At 46.7% G+C, this 13,035-nt stretch carries 9 protein-coding genes; 1 reads left to right on the top strand and 8 read right to left on the bottom strand.

Annotated features, from left to right (window positions below; genetic code table 11):
- Positions 1 to 197, top strand: a 197-nt coding sequence (locus tag RT269_RS27760) for a GHKL domain-containing protein (RefSeq protein ID WP_313187574.1), incomplete at its 5' end; no start/stop codon positions are given.
- A gap of 90 nt (positions 198 to 287) precedes the next feature.
- Here the strand turns inward: RT269_RS27760 and RT269_RS27755 are convergent.
- From RT269_RS27755 to RT269_RS27720, 8 genes are all read right to left on the bottom strand, one after another.
- The gene (locus RT269_RS27755; protein ID WP_313187573.1) at positions 288 to 881 is read right to left on the bottom strand and encodes a hypothetical protein; all 594 of its coding nucleotides are present in this window, start codon (positions 879 to 881) and stop codon (positions 288 to 290) included.
- 14 nt (positions 882 to 895) lie between these two features.
- The gene (locus tag RT269_RS27750; protein ID WP_313187572.1) at positions 896 to 3,319 is read right to left on the bottom strand and encodes a glycoside hydrolase family 3 C-terminal domain-containing protein; all 2,424 of its coding nucleotides are present in this window, start codon (positions 3,317 to 3,319) and stop codon (positions 896 to 898) included.
- Between the two features lie 50 nt (positions 3,320 to 3,369).
- On the bottom strand, positions 3,370 to 6,222 hold the full coding sequence (locus RT269_RS27745; protein ID WP_313187570.1) for a glycoside hydrolase family 3 N-terminal domain-containing protein: 2,853 nt from the start codon (positions 6,220 to 6,222) through the stop codon (positions 3,370 to 3,372).
- A gap of 384 nt (positions 6,223 to 6,606) precedes the next feature.
- Positions 6,607 to 7,365 carry an ABC transporter ATP-binding protein gene (locus tag RT269_RS27740; RefSeq protein ID WP_313187569.1) on the bottom strand — a complete coding sequence of 253 codons (759 nt, stop codon included), beginning with the start codon at positions 7,363 to 7,365 and terminating at the stop codon, positions 6,607 to 6,609.
- Positions 7,366 to 7,368: 3 nt separating this feature from the next.
- Positions 7,369 to 9,690 (bottom strand): ABC transporter permease, encoded by a 2,322-nt coding sequence (locus tag RT269_RS27735; protein WP_313187567.1) that lies wholly within the window; start codon positions 9,688 to 9,690, stop codon positions 7,369 to 7,371.
- Entirely contained in the window at positions 9,675 to 10,976 is a 1,302-nt protein-coding gene (locus tag RT269_RS27730; RefSeq protein WP_313187565.1) for an MFS transporter, read from the bottom strand. The genes RT269_RS27735 and RT269_RS27730 overlap by 16 nt, the downstream gene beginning before the upstream one ends.
- On the bottom strand, positions 10,969 to 11,616 hold the full coding sequence (locus RT269_RS27725; protein WP_313187564.1) for a TetR/AcrR family transcriptional regulator: 648 nt from the start codon (positions 11,614 to 11,616) through the stop codon (positions 10,969 to 10,971). Before RT269_RS27725 ends, RT269_RS27730 begins: the two co-directional genes overlap by 8 nt.
- A gap of 253 nt (positions 11,617 to 11,869) precedes the next feature.
- The gene (locus RT269_RS27720; RefSeq protein ID WP_313187563.1) at positions 11,870 to 12,769 is read right to left on the bottom strand and encodes a fumarylacetoacetate hydrolase family protein; all 900 of its coding nucleotides are present in this window, start codon (positions 12,767 to 12,769) and stop codon (positions 11,870 to 11,872) included.
- Positions 12,770 to 13,035 lie beyond the last annotated feature (266 nt).

The following is a 13,035-nucleotide window of genomic DNA, read 5'->3' as shown; positions in this document are numbered from 1 at the left end:
GCAGCCGTCCTCCCACCACGAAAAGTAATAAACTGTATCATGGGTATGGGTTAAAGAGCATTCAGGCCGCAGTGGAAAAATACGGCGGTTCCATGACCATCTCTTCCAGTGATAACTGGTTCCGTCTTCAGATTCTCATACCGATCCAGGAAGAGACATTGGACACTCCCCTGCCTAACGGCATAAAACGTGATTAAGCATGATAAAATCAGGCAGCCCGTATGAACAAAATTCATACGGGCTGCCTGATTTTATTAATGCATTTACAACTCTTTTACGGGTTCCGCCTACTTATCATTGTTTTTAAAAATGATTTTAAAGATGGGGAAGAACACCCAGAAGGAAATCGCAGAATTGATCAGCATGGTAATTACATCTGCAATGGTCTCTCCCCCTGCGCCCAGGCTTAAACCGTTCATGAACAGATGATAGACAGGCGCCTTATAAAGGCCCTGCAAAGCGGCTGCGCCAATGGTTATGATGATATAGGCGATCACATACCACATCGCTGCCTTTGCTGCGCTGTTATTGGCTTTAAAGGTGACATTCCTCTGAAGAAAAAAGTTGATGACCTGGGCGATTCCCATGGTGATTTCCACTGCCAGAAAATACGCAAGTCCTCCGCCCCCGCCGGCGGAAAGTGCGCCCGCTCCGTAATTAAATATATAATAAGGCGTTCCGTCTAAATTGGAGCCCACATGCCATATCTGGAAGTTTGTATCCACCAGGGAAGTCATTCCGAAAATGTTTCGGAAAACCGGCATTAAAATCATCTGCAATACCGTAACTCCGTTGGACACGAGAAAAAATATTAAAAATTGTGCTAAGGTCGGATGGTTGCCCGCAAAGGTCTTCCATCCGGCTTTTATTCGTGACAGCATGTGCTCCCTCCCTTCTATTTACCGGAGAGCTTTTTTTCATAAGCTCTGTTTGCTTTTGCATTGGCAAAGTATCCGCCGATGATTCGTCTCATCCCGCGGAAAAAATGGCCGTTCACTGCCAAAACCATTCCCTCCGCCATTTCCATGCTGACTGCTCCGCCGGTCATCTTGGCGATCCCACGGAACGGCATGTTATAAATGAATAAGAGGTTTAAATCCGGCTTTCCCTTTTCTTCGCTCTTGTTTTTTAAGCCTGTCAGAATCCGCCAGACCAGTCTGGCAAATGGACTTTTGGCATAATACATCTGACAGAGTGCATCATTTAAGCTCAAATCTCCAGACCATTTTCCATCAGGAACCGGATGCCCTAAAAGAGTTTCAAATTCTTTCTCAGGCACCTGGGTGATCCTGCCGGTATAGTAAGATTTAAGGGTTTCCGCCTTATAAGGCCAATCTTCCGTGGTCCCTTCCCGGGTCACTGTCTGAAGCAGCCTTATATCACCTACACTTGCACCGATGAAGATGGAATAAACGCCGCCCTCCACCTCAAAACGGTTTGTCAGCCTGTTCCAGTACCGGAAGGTCTTATCATCAAAGGGGATGGTGATCACTTTGCTTTCCCCCGCCTTTAAGAATACTTTTTTAAAGCCCTTCAGTTCTTTTTCAGGCCGGAATATCCTGCCCTTAGGTCCCCCCACATAAAGCTGGACGACTTCCTTACCATCCACTCTTCCCGTGTTCGTCAAGGTAAAACGGACCTCATTCTCCATTACCTCAAGGTTCTTATAGGAAAATGTGGTATAGGACAGCCCATAGCCAAAGGGATACTGCACCTTAACCTTCCCGGTATCATAATATCGGTAACCCACATAAATGCCCTCCCGGTACTGGGAGCAGCGTTCTGCTCCAGGAAAGTACCGGTAAGCCGGAGTGTCCTCATACCGCAGCGGATAAGTCTCACTCAGCCGGCCGGAAGGGTTCACTTCCCCTGTTATTACGCGAAGCATGGCGGACGGACCGGCTTCTCCGCCTAAATAGCCGTGGAGTAAGGATTTACAGCATTCATGCCACGGCATTTCTATGGCAGAACCTGCACTTAAGATTCCTACTACATTGGGGTTTGCCTCTGATAATGCAGCAAGCAGACTGATCTGGTTCTGGGGGATTCCCATATGGCTTCGGTCCATCCCCTCTGATTCACTGATTTCATCAAGTCCAAAGCAGTATAGCACCACATCGGCCTGGGCGGCCAGCTTTAAGGCTTCCTCTCTTAAGGTGACATCAGTCTTTCCACCGCGGGAATAGCCTCTGGCACAACCGGCCACATTCAAAGGATAAGACTTTATCATCTCCTCCATACTTTCCAACCAGATAGGATTTACCAGGGAAGATCCTGCCCCCTGATAACGGGGGGTAAAGGCAAAGTCACCGATTAACGCCACCTTGCAGCCGGGTTTTAACGGAAGAAGTTCCTCCTCGTTCTTTAACAGTACGATGCTCTCCTCTTCCGCCTTTTCCGCCAGCTTGTGATGCCCTGCCTTATCAAAGGATGTTCCCTTGTTTTCCCGGTTCCCGGTAAGGTCGAGCACCGCCTCCAGCAAATCGTCGACGTTAGCCTCCAGCGCTTCCATGGAAAGGCTTCCATTCTCCACTGCAGCGATCAGCTCTCTGGCAGAATGAAGGCCGGGGGAAGGCATTTCAAGGTTAGACCCTGCTGCCACTCCCTTCACATGGTCGTTGGAACCTCCCCAGTCGGTGATGACAATTCCGTCAAATCCCCACTCTCCCCGCAGGATATCCTTTAGAAGATGTTCGTTTTCATTGGCATAGACACCGTTGACCTCATTGTAGCTGGTCATAATGGATCTTGCCCCGCCCTCTTTCACCGCAATTTCAAAGCCTTCCAGATAGATCTCTCTTAGGGTCCTTTCATCCACCACGGAATTCATGGCCATGCGGCGCAGCTCCTGGCTGTTGACTGCAAAATGCTTGGGGCAAGCATACACTCCCTGGCTCTGAATGCCTTTTATGTAGGCTGCCGCCAGCTTTCCGGACAAGTAAGGATCTTCGGAGAAATATTCAAAATTCCTTCCGCAAAGGGGGCTTCTCTTAATATTAAGGCCGGGACCCAACAGGACGTTCACGTCCAGGGCCGAGGCTTCCTCTCCCAGAGCTTCCCCGATCTCACGGCAAAGGTCCATATCCCAGCTATTGGAGATGGACGCTGCCGTAGGAAAACAGGTGGCCGGAAGGGAAGCGTTTAATCCCAGATGATCCCCTTCCCTTGCCTGCTTCCGGATTCCATGGGGGCCGTCAGCGCAGAATATGGAAGGGATTCCCAGCCGGTCGATGTTCCGGGACTGCCATACATTCTTACCGCTTAAAATGGCCGCCTTTTCTTCTATTGTCATCTTTTCAATGATATCAGTATGTTTCATGTCATTTTCCTCCGGACCTTAGATGAGTTTTCCCCCTCCAAATCTGCTGCCTATGATTCCCGTTTCTTTTTATAGACATTGATGATTCTTACCTCCAAAGCTATAAATCCTGCTGCCAGAATCACATCAGCCACAATGGCTGCGATCTGCCATGGAAGCATTCCGCCCTTTGCGTTATTTCCTTCGTAGGCACGGCTGTTTACCACCGTGTACATAATGTTTTTACTCGCCTTACGCATAGCCTGAAGACTTGTAGCGCTTGATGTATCCTTTAAATGGTTGGTTTCCGTATCATAGGCTACCAGCATGGCATCGTTACCGTTGCGGATCTCCTGGTCAGCATTCTGATATCCGTATCCTCCGAAATAATCTGTGAGCACAAAGCCGCGGAAGCCCCATTCATCCCGAAGCACCTTGTTAAGCAGTGCATCGGAAGCGCCTGCATATTCGGTTCCAATGTAGTTAAATGCGGACATTACTGCCTTTGCTCCGCCCTCTTTTACTGCAATTTCAAATGGTCTTAAATAAATTTCACGGATGGCCTGTTCGCCGGTCCAGGTACAAAGCATGTTGGTCCGGTTTGTTTCCTGGTCATTAAGGGCAAAATGTTTCATATAAGCATATACACCATGACGTTCCGCACCCTTGATGGCACTGGCCGCCATTTTGCCTGCCAGGATTCCGTCTTCGGAATAATACTCAAAGTTTCTTCCTGCAAAGGCGGAACGGTGAGTGTTCATAGCCGGCGCATACCAGCCGGATACCTTCATTTCGTCTGCCATCTTACCGATGCTTTCTCCGAATTCCTCTGCAATATCACGGTTCCAGGTACTTGCGATCAACACTGCGGAAGGAAATCCGATAGAGCCGGTTCCTGTAAAGTTGTTGTTAATGGAGGCCGGTCCGTCACAATCCACGGTACCTACCTTATCCACGCTCTTAGCTGCTGACGTCTGATAACCTCCGATGGCGACCATGGTATCCATTTCTCCCACGGTCAGCTGGTCAAGAAGCTTCTCCCACTGTGGGTCGTCATAATCCAGCCCCCGCATGGCGGCAAGGCTCAGTCCATTCTTTGCGCCGGTAACAGGCTTTATATCCTCAGCATTGTTATGAGCTGCCGGATCGTAATTGCTGTTGTTTACAAAGGTATCCTTATATTTCTCCGGCATGGTCAGGCTTGCAGGCTTTGCCGTAGCCTCTTTATAATTTGCAAATCCGTCTGCACGGGATAAATAAGCCGGGTCTCCCTTGGCATCAGCAAACCTGTTTTCCGCAGCCGCCTGATCAGTAGAGCGGGGATTGGCTTCATCATATACGGTTTCCGAAGCTGCGGTATAAATCTGTTCTTTGATTACATTGTGGGAATCGGACCGGATAGAGATTTTATAATCTCCTGATTCCAGGACATAGGCGCCCTTCCCTGCCACATCGTAGGAGGCCATATCTTCCACCTGGAAAGAAACTGCAATAGTCTGGGACTGGCCCGGCTCCAGGAGATCTGTCTTATCAAATGCAATCAGGTTTGCAGAAGCCTTTTCAATTCCTCCGTTGGTGTAGGGCGGATTGTAATAGACCTCCACTACATCCTTTCCCGCTTTGTCTCCGGTATTGGTAACGGTCACATCAAAAGAAATCGTGCCGTCTGCTTCTGTGAGGCTCCCCATTTCCTGAGAAAAAGAGGTATAGGACAAGCCGTATCCAAAGGGATAAAGCACTGTTTTACCGTAATCGATCAGTCCTTCCTCTGCGGCAGTTTCATAGAAACGGTAACCTACATAAATGCCTTCCACGTAATTGATAAAGCTGGGATAGGTGGCCTCTCCCTTAAACGCCTTGCCTGCGAATTCATTCATGTTATCGTAAATAAAGCTTCCGAAGTTATTATAGTGTGGGGTTTCAATTAAGTCCGCAGCAAAGGTGTCACTTGTTTTTCCAGATGGGTTGACAGCACCGCTTACGATTTCACCCAGTGCCTCAAAGCCGGACTGACCAGTTCCCGGACACCAGATGGTACTCTTTATCTGGCTGTAATCGTTGACAAAGCCAAGCTCCATGGCGTTTGCACCATTGTATACTAGAACGACATTATCGAAATTGGAGCACACCAGATCAACCATGTCCTTTTCCGTCCTGCTTAATTGCAGATAATGCTCACCGGCCTCAAAATCCTTATATTCCGCAGAATTATCCGTATAGGTAACTGCGCTGACATCTGTAGGGAGATCGGCGCCTTCCCCTCCTACACGGGTAATCACGATCAGTGCCGTATCAGAAAATGCCTTTGCATCTGCCATCAGCTCAGTGGTGTAGGATTCCTTTAAAGGCTCCGGAAGTGTCCAGTCCTGTTCCCACATCCCCACATTTGGACGGTCGCTCCGGTATGCGGTATAGAAATCAGTAAGCCCGGTATTCAGTTTAAATCCTGCGTCTTCAAGCCCCTGAAGAAGAGACACGGTTTCATATGCATCAGAGAGGGAGCCTGAACCGGTACCTCCATAGCATGGATTGGTGGAAGCCCAGCCAAAGACGTTTAAATTGGAATCTGTTTTTAAGGGAAGTAAGTTTTCCTCATTTTTTAAAAGAACGATTCCCTCTTCCGCAATTCTGGTACAAAGCTCTGTTGCTTTGTCTGAGGTTTCTTTTGAAATCGTTCCGCTGCCGGTTGCAAGGGAAATCAGGCTGGACATTGGGCCCCAGCATATCATATTTACTACGATAACCACGGCGAGCGCAATGGCCATAAGCCCCTGGCGCCGGATTAAATACCGGGTTGCAGCTTTCTTGTTCCTGCATACCACCATAACCACCACTGCAGCTGCAACTGCAATGGCCAATCCAATGAGGTACGGCACACAAAGGTTGACGATCTTTAATACATCATCGATGTTGATTTGTAACATTTCTTTCATCCTCCTCCATAAAAATTACCACAAGCTGCGTGGTATGTACTTCACTTTAGCATATAAAGGATTCTCAGGGCTGCTTTTTGCATAACCGGTAGTATTTTCAGCATAATTAGCAACTGGCATGTCCTGTCCGGCAGGGAATATTTTGCTGGCTTTATGGGGGAGTGAATGAGAGAAAGCTGTAAAAAGAAAACATTCCGGGTATAAATAGAATCCGGAAAAAAACCTTATACAGATTTTTTCCGGATTTTTGTAAGAGACGTATGGTAAAAATTTACCTGCTATTTTACGGAGAACCACGATTTTAGCCTTTTCCTTTGAAGAAAACTGCTTTACCGCCCACTTTTGTCAAAACCATCAGTGAACCTTTCCACTAACCTATATTTCAAAATCCCTCATCCGCGAAATAACCTGATTCATTCTGTTTTCCATGTCACGTCCGTTAAACTTTTTCAAAAACAGCTGGGATTTAACAGTACCGTCTTTCATAAATAACACCCGGTCAGCTCTGGACGCGACTCTTGCGTCATGGGTCACAAGAAAAACAGCCGTACCATTTTTGTTGATATTAGAAAACAGCTCCATAATTTCATCCGATGATTTTGAGTTAAGTGCGCCGGTAGGTTCGTCAGCAAATAAAAGCTCCGGCTCGTTCATAAGGGCGCGGCAGATACAGGCGCGTTGGAGCTGCCCGCCGGAAACCTCGGTAATATCCCTTTCTTCCAGTCCGGTTATGCCGGTTTTTTCTATCAATGTCCTGGCTTTTTTCATAATGCCGGCGGTGTTTTTTCTGTTTTCCAGTACGCTGGAAAGAATGATATTATCCAGAATATTCAGATTTTTCAGCATGGCGGGCTGCTGGAATACAAATCCCATTTTTGTTCTGCGAATATCTGCCAGTGCGTTTTCATTAAGCCGGGTCAGTTCCTTACCGTCAAATTGGATCGAACCGCTGTTGATGGTATCTGTACCGCTTAACGCAAAGAGCAGCGTAGACTTTCCGCATCCGGATGGCCCCATCACTGCAACAAACTCTCCGGTTAATAGTTCTATATTCACTCCATTGAGTACACTCACCGCTTCCCGTCCTATGCCATAGGTTTTTATAATATTTTTTCCGCTTAGAATTTTCTTCATAGGCTACTCCTTTATATATTCCGATATCTTCAGGCCGGAAATATCCGAAATGCCAAACCGTGTTGCAAGATAGACACAAACCGCCATTAAAGCGGGGGAAAATAAGTAGGCAAACAACGGGTTTATATCAAAGCGGAACGTGGATGCGCCGAAAGATGAGATCAAACCTATGCCCACCAGTTCTCCCAAAGTGTTTGCCAAGGCAGTGCCTATTAAAACGCCGGCGGCCAGTACGGCGGCCGGCCTCACCATATATTGCCGGCAGATATCTGCTTTTTTAAAGCCGAGGGTTTTTAAAACGGCAATAGAATACCTATCCTTTGTCACCAGCATTTTCATAAAGAGAAGTGTGACCAGCACAGTGAGCATGGCGGCAGCGGCAATAGCGGCGTAAGAAGCCTTTTTAACCGCATCAGTAATCCCTCCAAAGGTCTGGCTGATGTATTCATCTATATCTGACACCTTGGCATAGGAAAACTGTTCCTTGTATCCGGTGATCTTTTCATCTGCGGCAGCATCAGCCTGTAATTTTACCGGAATAGTACTCCATAGGATACTGTCCTGACTGGTTTTAAAAACGGCCTTTGCCGTCTTGCCGCCATTGGTGATGTCAGAATATATTCCGCTTATGGCAAGCTGCTTTTCCTGATCGTCAATCATGAGCATGATAATATCATTAAGCCCTTTCTCGAGATCGCCTGCAACTAATGATGAAATAGCGATTTCCGATTCACTCTGCGGAGTTCTGCCGGCCGAGTACTCAATAGGGAACACTGAATGGTCGCCAAGTTCCACCTTGAGCTTTTCAGTGGTACCGTCCTCCATTTGCATATCAAACATATAACTGGTCAGCACCGTGTACTTTTTAATATCTGTGTCCCGCGCCAACACAGCGGCTATCTCCGCTGTCTTTCCCGCAATATCGTCCGTCTGCTGGATATCGATTCGCATATCACATTCGCCAATGCCCATATAGGTCATAAAGTTTCTTTGGGAAATGGTATTATAAATATTTTGAGGCACAATCATGAGAAACGAGGAAATGACAAGCACCAAAAGCATTGTGCTGTAAAGTTTTTTTCGGGAAAGCACATCCTTTATGCCAAGAAAAACATTCGGTGAGAATCCCCTTCTTCCGGATAGCCGAAAGCTTTTCGCAGCTTTGGTGCCACTCTGGGGCGCTCCAAAGCGTATGGCCTCTGCTGCTGATACTTTTTTGAAGCGGCGCAGAACGCCGTTCACATAAAGCACCACCACGATAAAGATAATCCCTGCGCCTATCATTCCAAATGCCGTGCCGAGGCCGGAACTGCCGCTCTCGCCCATATACAGGCGGATGTTCTCCATCAAAGGCTCTTTTGCGAACAGGGACAAGATGAATCCAGCTATGCAGGCAATTCCAGCGAGAGCGCCATACTTCGCCAGATAGAGTTTTTTGATGCTTCCAACCTGCAGGCCGATAGCTTTTAATACGCCAATTTCCCGGTAATCCTCTTCTATCTTAGCAATCAGGGTAAAACGTATGCACAGGAAATTGATCACGATCACAAGGATGCTGATAAGGATAAGCATCGCTATCATCATGCCGTCATCAAGGGCATTTACCAGCTTAAACAGGGAATGGGTGATGGCGGGAGGCCCGTTTGCCGGAAGTCCTGCGGCAATATAGCCGGATTCAAAAGCGGAAACTGTAGAACTGTCGCTAAAGCGGAACTCTATTAAATATTCCAGCTTTCCAAATTCCCTGACTTTTTCAAAATCACTTTCATTGATAAGAAACCGCTTGGAGGAAATCATGGAAGCGTTCATTTGAGAATCCCGCAGGAATCCGGCTACCGTAAAGGAAACGCCATGAATGGATATGCTGTCGCCAATACTCGCCAGCCCCTGCTTCATGTAGTAAATGGGAACATAGATCTCTCCTTTGGCCGGGTAAATAATATTGCCTTTCAAATCCAGCAGAAAATCAAAGCGTTTGCTCTGCACCGAAAGGCCGTTATCCTGCACGGAACCGGCGAGGGAGTTTTCACCAATGACAATCTCTGCGCCCTCAATGTTGAGAAAGGAAAGCACCTGAAAATCTTCTACATTATTATCCGTATCTGCAAAAGCAGAAAGCCGTTCCATATCAATATCGCCGGAGTGCATCTGCATAAAGTGCGGCGTTTGAGCTTTTAACATCATGTTGTTGATAGCAGAGAACAAATTCACTGATAAAATCGCGGCAAGGGAGGTAAGCATTGCCGCCAGCAGAATAAATGCGGTAATGGTGATTGTAATCAGTTTGCTTTTCCTTACATCGTTTATTATTATTTTTCTGTACACAGTTCACCTCCCCTCTCCAGCCCCCTGACGGACTTAATATTGTATAAAAGAATGGCTGTTACAGATAACAACAGACCTGCTGTCATAATCAATAATCCAACGCCTCTGCCGCTTCCCACGCCGATTACCTTTCCCATGCTATTAGCCAGCGCGCCATCCTCTACCAGCAAAGGGATAAATACATAGTCAGCAAGCGGACCTAAAATGCTGTAAGCAATCACATACCCAAGCTGGGAAATAATACCGATCAGTCCCCAAACCCTGCCTTGCACTTCGTTGCTTATATTGGTACGGATCAGATAATCAATGCTTGTGTTGGCAAATGGAAGCATTGAGAAAAAGAGAAAACCAAAAATACAGATTAAAACAATGTTTTCTTTAAACCCGTAGCCTGCCATAAAGATACCGGCAAAAAAGAGGGAGGCGAAAAGCATTTGTGTAAAGCCTTTTTTTATGGGAACTGTGCCAAGAATAAGGCTGCTTACCAGCATACCCATGGCGGAAATTGTAGTGGAAACACCCAGCACCGAACTGTCGGTAAATCCAAGTATCATTGGCGTATAAAGGGACTGGATGCAGCCTAAGAAGAAAGAAATGCCGATTCCTGATAAAACCAGTGTGAACACGCCCCGGTTTTGGGTGAGCGCAGTCAGTCCGGTTCTAAACTCATGGAAGAAAGATTCTTTATATCCGGCAGCTTTGGCAGCAAGCCCCTTTCGTACCACAAACGTCACCATCACGGTCAGAAAGATTGTGCATATGTCTATCACAAGCAGCAGCTTTATATCTGAAACCTGGAGCAGAAACCCAGCAATGAGTGGCGAGATCAGAAACTTTGCGGAACCGGATAGCTGTACAAGTCCGCTTGCTTTTGAGTATTCTTCTTCCGTCAGCAGGTCAGTAATTGTAGCCTTGAACGCCGGTTCTATGAGTGAAGAAAACACCGAACTGATGGTAACGCCTATTCCGATCTGCCAAAGCAGCACTGGGCCGTTCATCATACAAATCAGGATATAGATAAGCCCCAAAGCGGAAAGCCCGTCACCGAGTATCATCAAAAGCCTGCGGTCGTATTTATCCGCAAGCACCCCCGCAAAGGGAGTGAGCAGGAGGCCCGGTAAAAAAGCCAGCAGGATAATCAGTGTACTGGAGGACGCAAGCCCGGTCTGCTCAAATACGTATACACCAAGCCCGAAAGATGTTATTCCGCTGCCTATGGCGGCCACAAAGCTGCCGGAGCACAGCATGACAAATTTTATAAACGGTTTTCCCATCTTCTTATTCATAGGCGCTTCCTCCATCCATTTGAAATAATTCTGTCACCCTGTCAAATCCTCCAGGCTCAGCGCCAAACAATCTTTCCAGATTAAATATAAACGCCTTAACCCTTCCCAAAAGTTCTTCACCTGTAAGTTTCTCAGCGTAATCATCAAAAACCGCATTGACATGAGCCACAACCATTTCCAAACTCTCATAGGGATAAGGGGTGTTAAATAAACCCTCACTGATGCCGTCCTCAATAATTTCCATAAGAATAGGCGGGATGCCTTCCATCATTGCCTGATGTGTTTTCTGATGCATCAAAGCATTCTGCGGCTTGTGCATCTGCCGGGTGAGTTCTGATTTGCCGTCTTTATCACCATTCATTGCAATTAAAGTTCTGATCAGCCGTTCCAGCACAGGAATACTTCTATCCGCAGCAATCTGCCTGGCCGCAGTCAAAAACTCCATGTTGCGCCGATTAATAAGTGCATCCAAAATATCTTCCTTTGATTTGAAATGATAGTATATTGTTCCACGCGCAATTCCGGCTTTCTCTATAATGGCGCTGATGGTCGTTCCATCAAAACCATCACTGTTAAAAAGGTCTGCGGCGGCATCCAGTATTTCATTCTTACGCACATCAGCGTCTTTTATAATCCGCATAATATCGCTCCTCTATAATTAATTAGACTGACGTTCAGTCTAATTAATTATAGAATGCATCATTGATAGTGTCAATATAAATTTATAATTTGTTGCAATACATAGCCGTATGGCGTCTTATCGATCTGAAGTTTGCAGACCTGCATTTTTTAGCACAGGCAGTATTCTATCTATAGATTCCCTCAGCAGAAGTTTCTTTCTTACAGCGACAAAAAAATGCTGCCCAATAAATGAGCAGCATTCTTATTTTATCTTACACAACCTTATTCTTTATGGCCCCGATCCCCTCGATCAGGCATTCCACTTCATCACCTGCCACTAAAAACTTGGGCGGTTCAAATCCCATTCCAACACCCTTAGGCGTTCCGGTGGAAATGATCGTACCTGCCCTAAGAGTCATCCCCTTGGACAGCTCGCTGACTATATGGTCTATATTAAATATCATGAGCCGGGTATTGCTGTCCTGTCTCAGCTCTCCATTTACCTTGGACTGAATTCCAAGCTCCGGCGGATAGGATATGGAGCCAGCAGTCAGAATACAAGGGCCCATGGGGGTAAACCCATCAAGACTCTTTCCAAAATACCACTGCTTATGGGCATTCTGCACGTTGCGGGCGCTGACATCATTGATGATGGTATAACCAAAAATATGGTCCTTTACCTGTTCCGGCGCCACATTTTTTGCATCCTTTCCAATGATAACTCCTAATTCTGCCTCATAATCCAGGCTGTCCACCATATCACTGTGGCTTAAAATCTCCCCGTATGGATCCACCGCCTCATTCACTCTCTTGGAAAAATAAACAGCATTGGGGCGCTTTCCGTCAAATTCTTCTTTTTTAAAGCGGGCAGACTCCTCGGCATGTTCCATGTAATTAAGCCCCAAACAGATGATGTCCTGCTCCGGTGTCCGGATGGGCGCCAGCAGCCTGACCTCTTTCATCATAGCAGCTCCGATGACGTTGCTGTTGTAAGGATCCAGGCCAGAGGCATGTTCCAGTAAGTCAAGCTCAGACTGAGAAAGTCCCTTGATAACCTCCAACATCTCCTTATACTCCATACCAAATGCCCTGAGAGGAAAGATCCACATCTCGTCCTTGCTCACTACTCCGATATCTTTTCTCCGGTCAACCTCGTATGTAACTAATTTCATAACATCCTCCTTTTACATGAACCATAGCTCTTCCTTTGTGGTGGAGATTGCATCCGCACCCACAATATATGGATCTCGTTCTACTTTATCAATCCTTTCCCCCACCGTCAAGGCAATTTTTGCCCTTTCTTGATTTTATAAGGAAGAAAAGCATATTTTAACGTTCTTTTTTCCATACAAGATAGCAGGAGCTGCGGTCTCTGGTAATCAGACGCCTCACTCCTGCTATCTTTTATCTATCGTTCTTTGCTTTGGACCCACCGCTT

The organism is Lacrimispora sp. (assembly GCF_032078915.1).
Taxonomy (GTDB): domain Bacteria; phylum Bacillota; class Clostridia; order Lachnospirales; family Lachnospiraceae; genus Lacrimispora.
The sequence above is the reverse complement of the archived record's forward strand: the minus strand, read 5'-3'. Positions and strand labels throughout refer to the sequence as shown.

Bases quoted from the DNA above. Each gene is read 5' to 3' on its own strand.
- RT269_RS27730 (WP_313187565.1), bottom strand. From the start codon at position 10,976: ATGAATAAGAAGATGGGAAAACCGTTTATAAAATTTGTCATGCTGTGC.
- RT269_RS27740 (WP_313187569.1), bottom strand. From the start codon at position 7,365: ATGAAGAAAATTCTAAGCGGAAAAAATATTATAAAAACCTATGGCATA.
- RT269_RS27745 (WP_313187570.1), bottom strand. From the start codon at position 6,222: ATGTTACAAATCAACATCGATGATGTATTAAAGATCGTCAACCTTTGT.
- RT269_RS27725 (WP_313187564.1), bottom strand. From the start codon at position 11,616: ATGCGGATTATAAAAGACGCTGATGTGCGTAAGAATGAAATACTGGAT.
- RT269_RS27755 (WP_313187573.1), bottom strand. From the start codon at position 881: ATGCTGTCACGAATAAAAGCCGGATGGAAGACCTTTGCGGGCAACCAT.
- RT269_RS27720 (WP_313187563.1), bottom strand. From the start codon at position 12,769: ATGAAATTAGTTACATACGAGGTTGACCGGAGAAAAGATATCGGAGTA.
- RT269_RS27750 (WP_313187572.1), bottom strand. From the start codon at position 3,319: ATGAAACATACTGATATCATTGAAAAGATGACAATAGAAGAAAAGGCG.